Consider the following 18,427-nt stretch of genomic DNA (forward strand, 5'->3'; position numbering starts at 1 on the left):
AATATTTAGAATAAAACTTATCGCACCAGACACGGGCGCTTGCGGTCAAACTCCCAATTGCTGATCAGAAACTGCATAGGGATTGCATCGTTCCGTGCGCCTAAATTCATTTTTCGATAGAGATCATGCGCTTTTTCCACTTGTTCCATATCAATTTCGATGCCAAGCCCAGGCTTATCAGGCACCTTCACACAGCCATCAGCAATTTCTAAAGGCTGTTTGGTTAAACGCTGTCCGTCCTGCCAGATCCAATGGGTATCAATCGCCGTGATGCGTCCCGGAGCTGCGGCCGCGACATGGGTAAACATGGCAAGGGAGATGTCAAAATGATTATTGGAGTGCGAGCCCCACGTCAGCCCCCAATCATGGCACATCTGTGCAACCCGCACCGAACCCTGCATCGTCCAGAAATGGGGATCAGCCAGCGGAATATCGACCGCGTGCAGCTGAATCGCGTGCCCCATTTCCCGCCAGTCAGTCGCAATCATATTTGTCGCGGTCGGCAGGCCTGTCGCGCGGCGGAACTCAGCCATCACTTCACGTGCGGAATAACCGTTTTCCGCCCCGCACGGATCTTCGGCATAAGCAAGTACATCATGCTTTCCTCTGCATAATGTAACAGCTTCTTCTAGCGGCCAAGCTCCGTTCGGATCAAGGGTAATTCTCGCCTCAGGAAAACGTTTTGATAACGCGGTGACGGCTTCCATTTCTTCCTCGCCCCGCAATACGCCGCCTTTCAGCTTGAAATCTTGGAAGCCGTAGCGCTCTTGTGCCGCTTCTGCAAGACGTACAACGGCCTCAGGAGTCAGCGCTTCCTCATGGCGGAGGCGGAACCACTCGCAATCTGACTGCTGATTGCTTTGATACGGCAATGTCGTCCGCTTTCGGTCACCAATGTAAAATAGATAACCGAGCATCTTGACTTCATCCCGCTGCTGTCCTTCTCCAAGCAAAGCCGCAACCGGTTCATTGAGAAATTTGCCGAGCACATCTAACAAAGCGGCTTCCAAGGCTGTGACCACATGCACCGCAGTGCGCAAATCAAATGTCTGGATTCCGCGGCCTCCCCTGTCCTGGTCCTCAAACTGCTTTCTGACTGTTTGCAAAATCGACTGGTACGCGCCGATCGATTTTCCGACAACAAGCGGCTCTGCAAGCTCCAGTGTGCGGCGGATCGCTTCCCCGCCCGGCACCTCGCCGACACCCTGATTCCCGCTGCTGTCCGTTAAGACGACAAGATTTCGGGTAAAAAACGGGCTGTGGGCGCCGCTTAAATTCAGCAGCATACTGTCATGACCCGCGACTGGAATTACTCTCATTTCAGTAATTGATGGAATATTCGATCTTTTTTCTTTTTGAACCTGTTCCTGTATTGGTGAACTCATCTGTCATCCTCCTTTGATAAAGCGCTTTCATAAGTATTAGACAGGTAGTGATTGATCGGGGTCTTGCTCTTGTTTCTTTAGTACGACTCGTTTGATCGGCCCGACCAGCAGCAAATAGCTGAGGACTGCTGCAATCGCATTAGCGCCGACAAAAACGAGGGCGCCATTAAAAGATCCTGTGGCATTCACGATGTAGCCGATAATAATCGGAGTCGTAATCGAGGCGATGTTTCCGAATGTGTTGAACAAACCGCCGCTTAATCCCGCACACTCTTTTGGCGACGTGTCCGACACGACAGCCCAGCCCAAGGCGCCAAAGCCTTTTCCGAAGAACGCGAGTGACATGATTACAACGACGAGCCACGCTGAATCTGTATAGTTGCAGATAATCATGCTGCAAGACAGCAGCATGCCGACAATGATCGGTCCTTTTCTCGCGAAGGTGAGAGAACGGCCTTTTTTCAGTAAAAAATCAGACACGATGCCTCCAAGCACGCCGCCCGCAAATCCGCACAGCGCCGGGAGGGAAGCCACAAACCCCGCTTCAAGAATGGACATTCCGCGGGCCTGAACCAAATATACCGGAAACCATGTGAGAAAGAAATAGGTGAGAGTCGTAATGCAATATTGCGCGATGTACACGCCAATCAGCATGCGGTTGGTTAATAACTGTTTGATATACGGCCATTTTGATTCTTTTTCCTGCTTGCTTTGACTGTCATCCATTGAAATCAGCCCGCCGCCTTCTTCAATGTACGCAAGCTCGGCTTTGTTGACCTTCGGATGTTTTTTCGGTTCATATACCGTTTTTAACCAGATAAAAGCCAGTAGGATTCCCGCGGCCCCCATCACTACGAAGACGGAATGCCAGCCAAAAGAGTGGGTGAGCCAGCCCATTAAAGGAGAAAAAATGACGATTGCGAAGTATTGAGCTGAGTTAAAAAAGGCTGAAGCTGTACCGCGTTCGGAGCTCGGGAACCAGGAAGCAACCACTCTGCCGTTTCCGGGAAATGAAGGCGCCTCAGAAAGCCCGACTAAAAAGCGCAGCGCAAACAGCAGGATAATCGCTGTGCCAGCGGTAAAAAATCCAATCGCCCCTTGCAGCAGCGTAAAAAATGACCAGAAAAAGATGCTTAACGCAATAACCGTTTTTGATCCAAATCGATCCAGCAGCCAGCCTCCGGGAAGCTGTCCGATGACATAGGCCCAGCCGAATGCAGAAAAAACATACCCCATGGCAACCGAATCCAGTCCAAGGTCATGCTGGACGGAATCACCTGTAATCGAAAGCGTCGCACGATCTGCGTAGTTAATAGACGTCACAAGAAACAGCATAAATACGATGAACCAGCGTACAGATGTTTTTTTGCCCGCCGGCGAAACATTCGCATGGTCTTTTTTCATAATATCTTCTCCTTTGTCAAAGTAGAGAATCATATGCTGGCTGGTGATAAGGCTTGGAAAGAGACAAGCGCCTCTTTCCAGCACCTTTACTGCTTCACAAATACGGTTTTGATCGCCGTGAAGAAGTCCTTCGCGGCCTCACCCTGTTCGCGGGAGTGGGAGCTTGATTGCTTCATGCCGCCAAATGGCGCCTGAAGCTCAACCCCTGCGCTTTCCGCGTTGACCCTGACAAGCCCGGCTTCAATCTCATCAACGAATGAAAGCATACGGCCGATGTTTTGCGTAAAAATAGATGCACTTAATCCGAACTTCACATCATTGGAGATGTCTAAAGCCTCCTCCATCGTGTCCACCTTTGACAGAGCGATGACCGGTCCGAAAATTTCCTCCTGGGCAATCGTCATGTCAGATGTCACGTTGTCAAAAATGGCAGGCTGCACATAATATCCGTTTTGATACTTTCCATCCTCCAGCTTTTCTCCTCCGATCAAAAGAGAAGCGCCTTCCTGCTTGCCTTTTTCAATATACGATAGACAGTTATCAAGCTGATTTTTGCTTGCGATCGGTCCCATCCAAACGTTTTCTTTCAAGCTGTCTCCGATCGTGATCTCCTTTGTGCGCTGCAGCAGTTTTTCTTTAAAGCGGTCGTAAATTCCGCTTTGGACAATGACACGGCTCGTTGCGGTGCACTTCTGGCCCGTTGAACGGAAAGCGCCTGTCACCACGGCTTCCGCTGCCGCTTCAAGATCAGCATCATCCGCTACGATCACCGGGTTTTTCCCGCCCATTTCAAGCTGATATTTGGCGCCTCTCGCTAAAGCGGCTTGCCCGATGATTTTCCCAACCTGATTCGAACCCGTGAACGTAATGGCATTGACCCCGTCATGTTCGGCAATACCTTGGCCGACAACTGACCCTCGGCCAGTCACCAAATTGATGACTCCCGCCGGAAATCCCGCTTCTTCAAAACAAGCGATGATCTTCGCACATGTAACGGCAGTTTCTGTTGCGGGTTTGATGACAACAGTATTGCCGTACACCAGTGCCGGCGCCATTTTCCAAATCGGGATCGCTACCGGGAAGTTCCACGGCGAAATCACGCCGACGACACCAAGCGGGACACGGGTTGTAAACATCAGTGCGTCTTTGTCAGTAGACGGAATAACATCGCCTGTTTTGCGCATGCCCTCGCCGGCGTAATAGCGAAGAATCGCAATGCCGCGAGCGGTTTCTCCTTTTGCTTCCGGCAGGGTTTTTCCCATTTCACGCGTCGCACATGCGGCGATGTCCTCTAAGCGCTGCTCCATGATATCAGCTGTTTTGTACAGCAGTTGGCCCCGTTCTGCACCCGTCAGCTTTCTCCATCCCGTTTTTGCCTCATTAGCGGCGGCGACGGCCCGGTCCACATCATCAGCCGTTGAACTCTGCACATAGCCGACGATGTCGTTCACATCCGCAGGATTTTCCGATTTGATCATATCGCCTGATTGAGCTTTGACCCACTCTCCATTAATAAAATTGAGATATGTGTTTTTTTCCGTGATTACAGACATGCCCATTGCCCCTTTCATGCTTTTTATGTTTGTCAAACCGTCGCGGCCTTCTTCGGGAAACGATCCGCCGCTTGCTTCAAAATGGCTTCTAATTCCTGATAGTGTTCTTTTTCAACCGGCCCGACAGGCGGTCTGGCTGTATTTCTCACATTCATCCCCATAATCTCCATGCCGGCTTTGATCAAGGACACCGCATACCCTTTCCGCTGCTTCCGGATATCGTTGATCGGCAGAATGACATGCTGATAGAGTTCCTTCACCGCATCGTTGTTTCCGTTTTTCAAAGCTTCATAGAACATCCGGGAAATATGCGGAATATAATTCGAAATAGCTGAAGAATAAGAGTGGAAACCGATTGGCAGGTAGGACGGCATCGTCACTTCAGCCATCGGCATTCCGTTAAGCCATCCCAAGCGGTCACCGATTGTATAGGCGAGGTTGATATTCAAATCCATGTTCCCCACCCCGTCTTTCACACCAACAAGCTGTTCAAGCTCCGTCAGCCGTTTGATCTGTTCAAGAGAAAATACGGCATTGTCGCGCTGATACAGAATGGCATTCAAGTCCGTGCTTTCAATAATCGTTTTGGCGTACTGATACAGCCCCTCCTGTTCGCCATGCACCAAATACGGAGGAAGGATCAAATAGCCGTCAGCGCCTTTTTTCTCTGATATACGCGCCCAATCAAGCGCGGTGCTGAGATTGCCGCCCACTCCCGTATAGACCGGGACCTTTCCTCCCGCAGCCGAAACCGCGACTTCGACCATGTTTTCGTATTCTTTCTGGCTAAGGGACTGGAATTCCCCTGACCCGCAGGCGATAAAAATCGCTTCCAAGCCTTCTTCGAGCAAAAACTCGATATTTTGAAACAGAGCTTCTTCCTCCAGCTTTCCTTGTGTATTAAAAGGCGCAACCGGAAAACCTAAAATCCCTTCAGGTGCTTTTCTTATACGGCTCATGTACAAAACCTCCTGTCATTTGTGTAAACAGCTCATTTGAAAGCGCTTTAAAATCATGCGGCTGTATATCCTCTCCTTCCCGTATATCCTTTTGTTTTATTGTAAGACAAATAAACAATAAGTCAATAATTTTATTTTCTGACTTTTCGTAAAATATCAGAAAGCCTCCGTTTTCCGCATAAAAAAACAGCCGCTGCTAGCCGGCTGTTTTTTCACATACTTCTTCCTTTCATCGTTTCGTTCAAAAGCTTCGCTTCCAAAAAAAATACGTGGATAAATTTTTTCATATTCACTCTGGCAGGTGCGAGGGGTTTTGCCTCCTTGGATTGAATTTCTTTCATTTTTTGGCTGACGACCGGAAAATCAAAGAATTTTGATGCGTAGGTTTCGAATTTAGGATTCGAAAAATCAGTTGTGCCCAATGAGGCAAAATGGTCCAGCGAATGAATAATGGCTCTGCGGATTCGCTGTTCCGAGGCTTTCATTTCGCGGTTGATTTCCGTTTGTGATGCCGCAGCTCCAAGCTTTCGTTCCGCTACTTGTGTGAAGATTTGTTTTAAAGAAGGGATATTTTTTTCGTAAGGCTCAGATTGTTCATGCTCAGTTAAATACTGAAGGACCGCCATCATATCATGAGCGCCGCCTTCTCCCATCATGCCGAGCTCGGATAGCAAAAATGTTCCCGCTTCTTTTAAGCTGTTGTCATTTTTATACTGAGACCGTGCTTTCCGTTCGGTTCGGTTGACCAGCCGGCTTAAAGAGTTTTGGATATCTCCGATCGAGTTTTCAAGCTCGATTCGTTCCTTCACCTTTTGCAGAACAGTTACAATTTCAATACGGTTAATCGGTTTATGAATAAAATATTCAATGCCGAGAGAATACGCTTCTCCGACCATTTCTTTAGCTTCCACTTGTGAGATCATTACGATTTTCCCGGAATAAGAGTCCTTGATCCGGCGTATGGTCTCAATTCCGTCCCGCCCGGGCATTAATAAATCGATTAACAAAATATCAATCTGCTTAAATTGCAATATATGCCCTTCCACTTGGCTTCCGTCTTCCGCTTCACCCGCAGCCTCTCCAAGGTCCTCATCCTCTATGATCTGCCTTAAAATCGACCGCACCGCGCGGTCATCATCAGCGATAAAAAAACGCATATTATCCGTTCATCCTTTCTGAATCAAATGTCTGGCAGGCAGCCTGATGGTAAAGACCACTCCTTGCTGCTGGTTGTGAAACTTGATGTCTCCCTCAAGCTCTGTCACGATTTCCTTGACGTAGGAAAGCCCAATTCCGGTTGAGGGCGTGCCAAACTTGTCATACGTTGAGGTAAAGCCCGGATCAAACACAATATCTCCTATTTTCTCCGAAATGCCGGGACCATTGTCTTCCACCTGAAATTCTATCATACTCTCATCTGGCTTACGGAGCCTTAGGCTGACCGTTCCCTCATCCCCCATCGCCTCCACCGCGTTTGCCGTCAAATTATTAATGATAGAAAGAACAATAAATACATGATAATCGTCATGCTCACCCTCTATTGAACAATGAAAATTGATCTGTTTGCCCAATGATTCAGCGTACTTTTCATTCATTCGAATGACAAGCCGGAAAAGGTCCGAGGCATTCATATAATCTTTAAAACTTTCATTGGAAATCAGTTTCGAAAGCCCGGCATATATCCTCTGGTTGTCCTTTTTCACTTCATGAATCTCCCCTGCCAGCCTTAGAATCCTGCCGCCGAGCTGATCGTCCTTGCCCTTCACTTCCCGGTAAAGCTGATAGGATTCGTTTGTCACGTGCTCTGTCGTTTTCAGCGTCTTTTTTAAATGCACTGTTTCTTCATATAAATTCGACACAATCATCAGCATGTGCTCATTTTGCCGCCTTGTCTGCTTTTCTCTGGACTGCGTTTCATACAGCTTCAGCACGTTAAAAAAGCTGATGACAATAAATGTATGAGAAATCGCAACAACCGCGATATCCGTTATTTTCTCAGGCGTCACCACCGTATGAAAAATAAGAAACTGAACGGCCAGCTCGACGCTATCGGAAGCAATTTCAATCATAAATCCATAAAAACCGAGCATTACCGGCCGATCACGATAGCGGTTCGCCCGCAACACATAAAACAGACATGCAAACGTCATGTAAAAGAAAAAGCCGGACGCTTGATCATACAGGATTGGAATCAGCCCTGCGTGTCTTCCGTCCCATAATTCCAATAAAACACGAAATACGAAAACCGATGTTCCAGTCAAAAATCCCGGCAATACAGCGGACACATGCCGCAGCAGCACTAAGAAAAAGAAAAAAGCCGGCGCGCCGAAGCTGATTCGGAACTCTTCATTGAGGGGATAAAATTTCAGTTCGCCTGCAAGCGGCACAGTAACGAGCATAAGCGCCATTATATATGCGTCTTTCTCAAAAAAACGTTCCAGTTTGATTATGATCACATCCTCATTTTTTATTTTGAGGAAAGGACAAAAAACCTGCAAATTTCTTTCGACCCAGTATGTAAGCTTTTTATAAAACCAACGGCTTATTTTCAAAAAATTTTTGTCGTATTTTGTATGATTCTGTAGTCTCCATTATACAGTTATGATACCTTTCCGCATTCATGAAAGCGTTTAACGCCTCGCCTGTCTTCGATTTTACTCCGCCTCAGTCCCCAATAGCAAAAACAGATAGGAGGAATTTGATGAAAGAACTGATAAAAGAACGCCCGGAAGAAAAGAATCTGGCGTCACAGCTGTATGAATGGGTAGAACATTACCGCCCCTTTGCCGCCAATGGACAAAGCGCAAATTATATCCCCGCGTTAGGAAAAGTTAATGACTCACAGCTCGGCATTTGTATATTGGAGCCTAATGGAGCAATGATACATGCCGGCGATTGGAACGTCCCTTTTACCCTGCAAAGCATTTCAAAAGTCATCAGCTTTATCGCTGCGTGCATGAGCCGCGGCATTCCCTATGTGCTTGACCGCGTCGATGTCGAGCCGACAGGTGACGCCTTTAATTCAATTATCCGTCTTGAAATGCACAAGCCCGGAAAACCGTTTAACCCTATGATTAACGCTGGCGCCATTACAATCGCCTCGCTTCTTCCGGGAGAGACAGCCCGCGATAGGCTGGAGTATCTGTACTCTGTCATTGAAACATTAATAGGGAAACGGCCCAGAATACATGAGGAAGTTTTCCGGTCTGAATGGGAAACCGCCCACCGTAACAGAGCACTGGCTTACTACTTAAAAGAGACAAACTTTTTAGAAGCCGATGTGGAAGAAACGCTGGAGGTTTACCTGAAGCAATGCGCTATGGAAGGTACGACAGAAGACATTGCATTGATCGGCCTGATCCTTGCTCATGACGGTTATCACCCGATTCACCGCCAGCAGGTGATTCCAAAGGATGTGGCAAAGCTCGCCAAGGCTTTAATGCTGACATGCGGCATGTATAACGCCTCCGGAAAATATGCGGCGTTTGTCGGGGTACCGGCCAAAAGCGGTGTCTCCGGCGGCATCATGGCGCTGGTTCCTCCAAGCGCCAGAAGAGAGCAGCCTTTCCAAAACGGATGCGGCATCGGCATTTACGGGCCTGCCATTGATGAATACGGCAACAGCCTGACTGGCGGCATGCTGCTGAAGCACATCGCGCAGGAGTGGGAACTCAGCATTTTTTAAAATAAAAAACGAGGTGATTGTATGCAGCAATTCCTGGAACATATCGTCGGTTTCGCTAATGATTTTTTGTGGTCAAAGCTATTAATTGTATTGCTTCTTTCTTTGGGAATCTATTTTACGTTCAGGCTCAAATTTTTGCAGGTTCGCATGCTGAAGGAAATGGTCAGGGTATTAAAGGAAGGCGCTGCATCCCGGTCGAAAAACAGCATCTCTCCGTTTCAAGCATTTTGTATCAGCATGGCAGCCCGTGTCGGCACCGGAAACATTACGGGTATTGCCATTGCGATTGCGCTGGGCGGGCCCGGTGCGATTTTCTGGATGTGGATTATTGCCATTATCGGGTCAGCGTCAAGCTTTGTCGAAAGTACACTGGCTCAAATTTATAAGGTGAAAGATGCAAACGGCTTCCGCGGCGGTCCTGCTTATTATATGGAAAAAGGACTGAACAAAAGATGGATGGGCGCCTTGTTCGCCGTTTTAATCACGCTGTCGTTCGGTATCGTCTTTAACTCGGTTCAATCAAATACGGTCAGTCTCGCGTTTGAAAACGCGTTCGGCACAAACCGCCTGACACTTGGACTCATTTTAATTGCTGTGTTTGGAACGATTATCTTTGGCGGAGTCAAACGCATCGCAAAACTGGCTGAATATATTGTTGTTGTTTTGGCTGTCCTGTATATCGGAGTCGCTTTTTTCGTGATTCTCACAAACATCACCCAGCTGCCTGCCGTTTTTGCGCTTATTGTCAAAAACGCGTTTGGATTTGACCAGGCGGCCGGCGGCGCTTTGGGAGCGGCTTTAATGCAAGGTGTCAGACGGGGGATTTTTTCAAACGAAGCGGGAATGGGAAGCGCACCGAATGCCGCTGCCACCGCGACGACAAGCCATCCTGTAAAACAAGGGCTGATCCAGGCATTTGGTGTGCTTACTGATACGCTGGTCATTTGTACAAGCACGGCCTTTATCATCCTGTTTTCAGACGCCTATCATACACCGGGACTGAGCGGAATCGCATTAACTCAAGCCTCTCTCAGCTCCCATATCGGACCATGGGCGTCAGGCTTTCTCGCCATCCTGATCCTCTTATTTGGATTCTGTGCCTTGATCGGCAACTATTATTATGGCGAAACCAATATCGGCTTTTTGAACAAAAGCAAAAAACTGATCTTCGTTTACCGCATCGGCGTGCTTGCAATGATCGTGTTTGGCTGTGTAGCCAAGGTGCAACTTGTATGGGATTTGGCCGATTTGTTTATGGGCTTGATGGTCGTCGTCAACTTAATCGCCATTTTCTTATTGTCGAAGGTGGTTTTTGCGGCTCTCAAGGACTACACCCGGCAGAAAAAAGCGGGCAAAGATCCCGTTTTTTATAAAAATGTCATAAAAGATCATGAGCGGATTGAATGCTGGGAGCTTTCAGAAACATCTGCTGATCCTCATAACAAACAAATATCATAACGCAGAAGGTGTTCAGATCAATGGAATCTGAACACCTTTTATCTTTCGGTTGATTGACAAACATCAAGACGTCCTTTACCATTTTCATATCTTTTCAAAAAATCAGAAAGAAGGAACGGAACAGCCTATGAATCCAATTCAGCATCTATTAGATACATACCCGCTTATCGTGTTAGACGGCGCGATGGCAACCGAGCTTGAACGCAAAGGCTGCGACTTGAATGACAGTCTCTGGTCGGCAAAAATTCTGATGGAGCAGCCAGACCTGATTAAACAAGTTCATACTGATTATTTTGCGGCAGGCGCCGACTGTGCGATCACCGCCAGCTATCAGTCTACGTTTGAAGGCTTTGCCGCACGCGGGCTCAGCGAAGCGGAAGCCCGCCGGCTTATCCAGATGTCCGTCAGCATCGCGGCCGAAGCCCGTGATGAATTTTGGGCACAGAAAGAAAACCGTTTGAATCGGCCAAAACCGATCGTTGCGGCCTCTGTCGGCCCGTATGGCGCCTATCTTGCGGATGGCTCTGAGTATCGCGGAAACTACGGAATCTCTGAGGATGAGCTGGCTGAATTTCACCGCCCCCGTATGAAAGCCCTGATTGACGCCGGTGCGGATGTTTTGGCATGTGAAACGATTCCATGTCTTACTGAGGCAAAAGCAATTGTCCGTCTGCTGAAGGAATTTCCTGAAACATATGCATGGTTCAGCTTCAGCGCGAAAGACGGTCTGCATATCAGTGACGGAACCCCTGCCGCTGAATGCGCGTCATGGCTTGATCAGCACAGCCAAGCGGCGGCGGTCGGGATCAACTGCACTCCGCTTCAGCATATCCCTTCATTGATTGCTGAGCTAAAGAAGAACACTTCTAAACCGATTATCGTCTATCCGAATTCAGGCGAACAGTATGATCCGGACACCAAAACGTGGAACGGCGCAGCATGCGGCGAGCCTTACGGACAAAGCGCCCGCATCTGGTATGAAAACGGAGCAAAGCTGATTGGCGGCTGCTGCCGGACAAAACCGGAGGATATTAAAGAAATCGCCGGCTGGGCCCGGACTTTAAAAACCACTTGACTTATCGGAATAGTTTGTATATTCTAACCTAAAAGCCGGCTTGCCGGAATCTCGTGTCACCCGCTGACATGAGATTTTTTATTAGGAAGCCATCAAATCGCCGTATAGAAAGTTGGAAAAAGATGAAATCCGCTCACAACAAGAATGAGACAAACTTTCAGAGAAGTATGAAAAGCAGACACCTCTTTATGCTTTCATTAGGAGGCGTCATCGGAACCGGTCTGTTCTTAAGTTCAGGCTATACCATACAGCAAGCAGGCCCTGCCGGAACCATCCTTGCGTACTTAGTCGGCGCGGGAATTGTCTATTTGGTCATGCTGTGCCTTGGCGAATTGTCTGTAGCCATGCCAGTGACAGGCGCGTTTCATACCTATGCAGCAACATACATAGGGCCGGGCACAGGTTTTACGGTCGCCTGGCTGTACTGGCTCACATGGGCCGTTGCATTGGGATCTGAGTTCACAGCGGCAGGCCTGCTAATGCAGCGCTGGTTCCCCGATACGTCTGTTTGGATGTGGAGCGCCGTTTTTGCTTTGTTGATTTTCTTGCTCAACGCGTTTTCAGTCAAGTTTTTCGCTGAATCAGAGTTTTGGTTTTCCAGCATTAAAGTATTAGCCATTGTATTATTTATTCTTTTAGGCGGCGCCGCTATGTTCGGCATCATCCCGATCAAAGACGGGGGCGCTGCTCCGATGCTGTCAAACTTCACAGCGGAAGGCGGGCTCTTTCCGAATGGATTTGTCCCCATTTTCATGACCATGCTGTCTGTCAACTTTGCCTTCTCGGGAACTGAGCTGATCGGAATTGCCGCGGGTGAAAGCGTCGATCCCGACAAGACCATACCAAAAGCGATTAAAACAACGGTCTGGCGCCTCTCACTCTTTTTTATCGGAACCATTTTTGTACTCTCAGGGCTGATTCCGATTCAAGAAGCGGGCGTTATCAAAAGCCCATTCGTTGCAGTCTTTGACAGAGTCGGTGTACCATACGCAGCTGACATCATGAACTTTGTCATTCTGACAGCCATCCTGTCAGCCGCTAATTCCGGACTTTACGCTTCGTCCCGTATGCTTTGGTCACTGTCAAAAGAACAGACGCTTCACCCAACATTTGCAAAGCTGACATCAAAGGGAATCCCGCTAAACGCGCTGGTGTTCAGCATGATTGGCGGCATCCTGTCATTACTGTCCAGCGTATTTGCGCCAGACACGGTGTACGTTATACTCGTGTCGATTTCCGGCTTTGCCGTCGTTGTCGTTTGGATGGGCATCGCCGCTTCTCAATTCATGTTCAGAAAACGTTATCTGGAAGCGGGAAACAAGGTCACGGATTTGAAATACCGAACGCCTTGGTACCCATTTGTGCCGATTGCCGCATTTCTTTTATGTCTGGCATCCGTAATTGGCATTGCCTTTGATCCAAATCAAAGAATCGCGTTATATTGCGGTGTGCCGTTTATGGCCATCTGCTATGCGGTGTATTACGCGAAAAAACGCAAAAGCCGTCCGGCCGCTGATATCACCCATTCAAAATAAAAGAACCTGCCCCAAGGCAGGTTCTTTTTCTATCCTCATACTTCCACTGTCCAATGAAACGGGTCTTTCACTTTTCCAAGCTGAATGTCAGTTATCGTTTGATACAGCTTTTTTGAGATTTCTCCTATTTGCCTGTCGTTCACAATCACCGTTCTTCCATGAATATTGAGTTCGCCGACAGGCGTAACAACCGCAGCCGTACCTGTGCCGAATACCTCTGTCAATTCCCCTCGTGCGGAGGCTGCATAAATATCATCGATCGATATCTTTTCTTCCCGGACCGGGATGCCCCAGCTTCTGATCAGCTCAATAGCAGAAGCTCGTGTAATCCCGCTCAAAATGCTTCCGCTTAATGCAGGAGTCACAACTTCTCCATTTATGACGAAAAAGATATTCATGCTCCCTACTTCTTCCGCGTATTTCTTTTCAATGGCATCCAGCCATAGCACCTGATCATAGCCTAATTCATTCGCCTTCTGCTGCGCCTGAAGACTCGCCGCGTAATTTCCTGACGTCTTGGCATTTCCGACTCCGCCATTAACTGCCCGCACAAACTCATCTTCCACATAGATGTTAATCGGCTGCAGCTGATCGCCATAGTAAGAGCCGACAGGCGAAAGCACGATCATAAATGTATAGTTTTTTGACGCCTTTACACCGAGACTCGGTTCAGTGGCAATAACAAACGGACGAATATACAGCGACGTTCCCTTTTCCCTCGGAACCCACTCTTTTTCCAGCTCGACCAATTGCGTCAGTGCCTCCAGCACCAGCTCTTCGTCTACAGGAGGCATACTCATTCGCTGACATGATCTGTTCAGCCTTTTAATATTTTGCTCCGGCCTGAACAGCAGCACCCTGCCATCTTCAGTTCTGTATGCTTTCAAACCTTCAAAAACAGCCTGGCCGTAATGGAAAACAGAAGAGGATGGATCGAGCATAATCGGTGCATAAGGAGTAAGTCTTGGACGATGCCAGCCCTTTTCCTCCTCATAATCCATCACAAACATATAATCTGTAAAGTATTTGCCGAACCCTAAGGATGAAGGGTCTGGTTTTTCCTTCTTTGATGTGATTTTCTCTCGTTCAATAAGCTTGTTCACTGATAAGCACACCTTTCTAGATGAATTTGTTTAAATTTTCTGTCAATTTTGAGCTGCAAATCGGTAATGCCTTTCTTTTTTACAGGCGGTTTTCCGTTCTCATTTGATATAAGAGGGCTCAAATATAAATGTCAGAATATTCTTTATTGTCTTCGGCTATTATACACTACATTTAGTGTAAGATGAAGGTGAAGTTAAAGAAAAAACAGCCAGAGATTTTTCCGGCTGTTTTCGTTAAACTGCTAAAAACAAAATGACAGCATGACCAATCAGCAGAATATAAACCGCGATCCCTAACTGCCAGTTGACCTTCCGCGCCAATGCAAAAACAATCATCAAGGCCGGCAAAATAGCTGTTCCAGCCAGCTTATTGACCGTCAAATCCGGACTGTTCGTTACATCATAATGAATCGGCATATCTGCCGGAAGAAAAGGATAAAACACCATAGAGAGTATGACAGCCGCAATGACAGACCCCCACACCACTTTCTCATTCATCAATAGAAACATAGAACCAGTCCTCCTCATTACATCCTAAAACAATAAAGCGTTTTCTTTATCTCCCATTGCTTTACGATTGATATGACTGTTCTACGGTGAATTTCGTTCGGTCTCCTCGTGTAATAATTTGTGCATATTCTACTACTTCTTCATTTTTGTCATAGGTGAGGGATTCCGATAAAAACGCAGGCGCTCCAACATTGGTTAACAGGTGCCCGCTGATCGTTTCATCCGTTAAAATCGGTTCGATCGATTCCGTCCCCCTGCTGATTTCGATATTGTATTTTGTTCTTAATAATTCAAACAGAGATCCGGTGCACTCTTCCTGCGCTAATCCCGGTGCCGCTTTCCAAGGTATATATGAGGTATGGTATTGCAAAGGTTCACCCTCGGCGTATCTGACTCTGACAAGCTTGTTAACAGGCTCATTCTCTTTCATTTTCAGCAGCTCGGCTATGGAATGATCGGCAGGGATCACCACAAGTTCAAGCACTTTTGACTCAGAACGCAGCCCCCTCATTTGTTCTGCAAAACTCGTAATCTTATGCGGAATCGGCGTTTGGATTTTAGCTGCCGATACAAATGTTCCTTTTCCTTGGATTCTCTGAATATATCCTTCAAGCTCAAGCTGCTGCAAAGCCAGCCTTACAGTTGTTCTGCTGACATCATATTGCTCGCAAAACTCGCTCTCTGTCGGCAGCTGATCATTCGCCTGATATTTGCCCGACTTGATTAATTCAATGATTTTAAATTTGATAACAGAATATAAAGCTGCCATTTCATCCTCCCCATTCTGTATGTAAACCGATCTTTTTGAATGAAACCATAATACCATCTGCATTCCTATTTTGAAAGATTTGTACTTCCTTTTGTAACAAATTTTCAGAAAATAACGTTGACAATTTTATGGCGATGGTGCTAAATTCGTAATGACAAATATCATAAATTGATCATAACAAATATGATGCTTGTCTATTTCATTGAGGGGGTGTCAGATGAAGATCATCGTTGCTGATCATTATGAAGATCTCTGTAAGTTAAGCGCTAACATGATTAAGGAATATGTACAGGCAAAGAAAGATGCCGTTCTTGGTCTGGCTACCGGCAGCACGCCGATCGGCTTATACAAACAGCTCATTTCAGACTATCAGGCAGGCGAAATTGATTTTTCAAAGGTTATAACATTTAATTTGGATGAATACGCAGGCCTGTCTCCATCTCATCCACAAAGTTATAACAAATTTATGCACGAGCATCTTTTTCAGCATATCAATGTTCAGCCTGACCATATTCATATCCCGCAAGGAGACAATCCCCAGCTTGAGGCTGAGTGCAAAGTGTATGAGGAACTTATCCGCCAGGCGGGAGGCATTGATGTGCAAATCCTTGGCATCGGCTCGAATGGCCATATTGGCTTTAATGAACCCGGCTCTGATTTTGAGGACCGGACACGAATCGTCAGGCTGTCTGAAAGCACGATACAGGCAAATGCCAGATTTTTCGGCGGCGATCCTGTACTTGTGCCGAGGCTTGCTGTTTCAATGGGCATAAAAACGATCATGGAATTCAGCAAACACATTGTGTTATTAGCAAATGGCGAGGAAAAAGCGGACGCGATCCGAAAAATGGCTGAAGGCCCTGTGACGCCGGACGTACCGGCCTCGATTCTTCAAAAACACAATCATGTAACCGTTATCGCCGATCAAAAAGCAGCTCAAAAACTGAAGAACTTATAAAACAAATAGAAGGAGACTGTTATGTTTAAAAAGGCATTTCAAATTCTGCAACAGCTCGGCCGCGCTTTGATGACTCCGGTTGCCGTCCTGCCGGCAGCCGGTCTGCTGCTCCGTTTCGGTGACAAGGATTTACTTAACATTCCTATTATAAAGGATGCGGGCGGCGTTGTATTCGATAACCTGCCGCTGATTTTTGCCGTAGGTGTCGCGATTGGTTTAGCTGGCGGCGAAGGAGTAGCCGGACTTGCCGCTGTCATCGGATACTTGATTTTAACCGTCACCCTGGATAACATGGGAAAACTACTCGGCCTTCAGCCTCCTTATGAAGGGGCCGAGCATCTGATTGATATGGGGGTATTCGGCGGCATTATCATCGGGCTGCTTGCCGCATATTTGTACAAGCGTTTTTCATCAATAGAGCTGCATCCCGTCCTTGGATTTTTCTCAGGAAAACGATTTGTCCCGATTATTACTTCGGTCAGCTCATTGGTCATCGGCGTTATTTTCTCATTTGTTTGGCCGCTAATTCAAAACGGAATTAACGCCGCCAGCAGCTTAATTGCCGATTCAACGGTCGGCCTGTTCTTTTATGCAACAATCTATCGCTTACTGATTCCTTTTGGACTGCATCATATTTTTTATACACCTTTCTATTTTATGATGGGCGAATACACAGATCCATCGACAGGCAATACCGTAACCGGCGATCTGACAAGGTTTTTCGCCGGAGACCCGACTGCGGGACGTTTTATGATGGGCGATTTCCCTTACATGATTTTCTGTCTGCCGGCAATCGCGCTTGCCATCATCCATACCGCGCGGCCCGAAAAAAAGAAAATGATTTCCGGCGTCATGATTTCAGCAGCGCTTACGTCTATGCTCACTGGAATTACAGAGCCAGTTGAATTTGCTTTCTTGTTCGTCGCGCCTGTGCTTTATTTAATAAACTCTATTCTTGCCGGCATCATCTTTGTCGTGTGTGATCTGTTCCATGTCCGTCACGGCTACACCTTCTCCGGCGGCGGAATTGACTATGTGCTGAATTACGGGCTTTCGACAAACGGCTGGGTCGTCATTCCTGTCGGGATCGTCTTCGCCTTCATTTATTACTATTTGTTCCGTTATGCGATTTTGAAATGGAATCTGAAAACACCCGGCCGTGAAGCAGATGAAGATGATCAAAGTGAAGCCAAATCTCCTGTTTCAAAAGACCAGCTCGCCTTCCACGTATTGCAGGCGCTGGGCGGCCAGCAAAATATCGCCAACCTCGACGCATGTATTACAAGGCTGCGTGTCACCGTTCATCAGCCAAGCCAAGTAAACAAAGACGAACTAAAGCAGCTTGGGGCGGTAGGTGTGTTAGAAGTGAACAACAACTTCCAAGCGATTTTCGGCACAAAGTCAGATGCTTTAAAAGATGATATCAAAACGATTATAGCTGGAGGTGTCCCGGCTGCCGCCGCGGCGCTTGATGCTGAAGCCGAGACCCAGCAGGAGCCTCCTGCCGAAGAGTCTTTTATATATCCGATACAAGGAGAAAAACTCTCCCTATCCGACGTGCCTGACCAAGTATTTTCAGAAAAAATGATGGGTGAGGGTTTCGCGATTGATCCAACAGAAGGAAAAGTCGTTGCCCCCGCTGACGGCGAGATTGTATCGATATTTCCGACAAAACACGCCATTGGCTTTACAAGCGCTGGCGGCACGGAAATGTTGATTCATGTCGGCATTGATACGGTGAAGCTGAACGGAGAAGGCTTTGAAGCTCATGTCACGAGCGGCCAAACCGTCAAACAAGGCGAACTGCTTCTAACCTTTGATCTGAATTACATTAAGCAGCATGCTGCTTCCGCCATAACGCCTATTATTTTCACAAATGTATCTGAGGAACAAATGAACCGTATGAACATGAAGTAAAAAAGTCCCCCTGACGCGGGGGACTTTTTATCCAACATAATGAAAGCGCTATTAAAATAAATTTTTAAAAAAGGGGTTTGCATTTGATTCACGAATGGTATGAATAAGCCTCATCA

The 18,427-nt window shown here is 47.2% G+C and carries 15 protein-coding genes; 6 read left to right on the top strand and 9 right to left on the bottom strand.

Annotation, left to right across the window (positions count from 1 at the left end; all coding sequences use genetic code 11):
* Positions 1 to 17: 17 nt before the first annotated feature.
* The 6 genes from gudD to glnK all read right to left on the bottom strand — a co-directional run bounded on the left by gudD (position 18) and on the right by glnK (position 7,700).
* The gene (gudD, locus tag ACQVGS_RS20705; RefSeq protein WP_188323498.1) at positions 18 to 1,385 is read right to left on the bottom strand and encodes a glucarate dehydratase; all 1,368 of its coding nucleotides are present in this window, start codon (positions 1,383 to 1,385) and stop codon (positions 18 to 20) included.
* Between the two features lie 36 nt (positions 1,386 to 1,421).
* Complete coding sequence (gudP, locus tag ACQVGS_RS20710) at positions 1,422 to 2,789, bottom strand: glucarate transporter GudP (protein WP_105991809.1); 1,368 nt, start codon at positions 2,787 to 2,789, stop codon at positions 1,422 to 1,424.
* An 86-nt stretch (positions 2,790 to 2,875) separates the two neighbouring features.
* Complete coding sequence (gene gucD / locus ACQVGS_RS20715) at positions 2,876 to 4,342, bottom strand: alpha-ketoglutaric semialdehyde dehydrogenase GucD (protein ID WP_400152758.1); 1,467 nt, start codon at positions 4,340 to 4,342, stop codon at positions 2,876 to 2,878.
* Between the two features lie 32 nt (positions 4,343 to 4,374).
* The gene (kdgD, locus tag ACQVGS_RS20720) at positions 4,375 to 5,301 is read right to left on the bottom strand and encodes a 5-dehydro-4-deoxyglucarate dehydratase (protein WP_095714492.1); all 927 of its coding nucleotides are present in this window, start codon (positions 5,299 to 5,301) and stop codon (positions 4,375 to 4,377) included.
* A 212-nt stretch (positions 5,302 to 5,513) separates the two neighbouring features.
* Positions 5,514 to 6,458: a glutamine utilization two-component system response regulator GlnL gene (glnL, locus tag ACQVGS_RS20725; RefSeq protein ID WP_188323496.1), complete on the bottom strand. Its 945-nt coding sequence runs from the start codon at positions 6,456 to 6,458 to the stop codon at positions 5,514 to 5,516.
* Between the two features lie 9 nt (positions 6,459 to 6,467).
* Positions 6,468 to 7,700 (bottom strand): two-component system sensor histidine kinase GlnK, encoded by a 1,233-nt coding sequence (gene glnK, locus ACQVGS_RS20730; protein WP_081638223.1) that lies wholly within the window; start codon positions 7,698 to 7,700, stop codon positions 6,468 to 6,470.
* Between the two features lie 302 nt (positions 7,701 to 8,002).
* On the opposite strand from glnK, the gene ACQVGS_RS20735 reads away from it, so the two are divergent.
* The 4 genes from ACQVGS_RS20735 (at position 8,003) to mmuP (ending at position 13,054) form a co-directional block, all read left to right on the top strand.
* Positions 8,003 to 8,986 (top strand): glutaminase, encoded by a 984-nt coding sequence (locus ACQVGS_RS20735; protein ID WP_024120081.1) that lies wholly within the window; start codon positions 8,003 to 8,005, stop codon positions 8,984 to 8,986.
* Between the two features lie 21 nt (positions 8,987 to 9,007).
* On the top strand, positions 9,008 to 10,444 hold the full coding sequence (locus tag ACQVGS_RS20740; RefSeq protein WP_106021190.1) for an alanine/glycine:cation symporter family protein: 1,437 nt from the start codon (positions 9,008 to 9,010) through the stop codon (positions 10,442 to 10,444).
* 127 nt (positions 10,445 to 10,571) lie between these two features.
* Positions 10,572 to 11,519 (top strand): homocysteine S-methyltransferase, encoded by a 948-nt coding sequence (gene mmuM / locus ACQVGS_RS20745; protein WP_127696087.1) that lies wholly within the window; start codon positions 10,572 to 10,574, stop codon positions 11,517 to 11,519.
* 122 nt (positions 11,520 to 11,641) lie between these two features.
* A complete protein-coding gene (gene mmuP, locus ACQVGS_RS20750) occupies positions 11,642 to 13,054 on the top strand; it encodes an S-methylmethionine permease (RefSeq protein ID WP_491830540.1) in 1,413 nt (470 codons plus the stop codon).
* A 35-nt stretch (positions 13,055 to 13,089) separates the two neighbouring features.
* Here the strand turns inward: mmuP and ACQVGS_RS20755 are convergent, their stop codons facing one another.
* From ACQVGS_RS20755 to gamR, 3 genes are all read right to left on the bottom strand, one after another.
* A complete protein-coding gene (locus ACQVGS_RS20755; RefSeq protein WP_024120077.1) occupies positions 13,090 to 14,157 on the bottom strand; it encodes a branched-chain amino acid aminotransferase in 1,068 nt (355 codons plus the stop codon).
* Positions 14,158 to 14,391: 234 nt separating this feature from the next.
* Complete coding sequence (locus tag ACQVGS_RS20760; RefSeq protein WP_024120076.1) at positions 14,392 to 14,667, bottom strand: DUF1648 domain-containing protein; 276 nt, start codon at positions 14,665 to 14,667, stop codon at positions 14,392 to 14,394.
* Positions 14,668 to 14,728: 61 nt separating this feature from the next.
* Positions 14,729 to 15,436: a transcriptional regulator GamR gene (gene gamR, locus ACQVGS_RS20765; protein ID WP_044162108.1), complete on the bottom strand. Its 708-nt coding sequence runs from the start codon at positions 15,434 to 15,436 to the stop codon at positions 14,729 to 14,731.
* Between the two features lie 217 nt (positions 15,437 to 15,653).
* Between gamR and nagB the strand changes: the two genes are divergently transcribed.
* Together nagB and ptsG are read left to right on the top strand one after the other, a co-directional pair.
* On the top strand, positions 15,654 to 16,394 hold the full coding sequence (nagB, locus tag ACQVGS_RS20770) for a glucosamine-6-phosphate deaminase (protein WP_095714494.1): 741 nt from the start codon (positions 15,654 to 15,656) through the stop codon (positions 16,392 to 16,394).
* 21 nt (positions 16,395 to 16,415) lie between these two features.
* Positions 16,416 to 18,311, top strand: a complete 1,896-nt coding sequence (gene ptsG / locus ACQVGS_RS20775; protein WP_106021185.1) for a glucose-specific PTS transporter subunit IIBC — start codon at positions 16,416 to 16,418, stop codon at positions 18,309 to 18,311.
* Positions 18,312 to 18,427: the final 116 nt, after the last annotated feature.

The organism is Bacillus sp. SD127, from assembly GCF_058566445.1.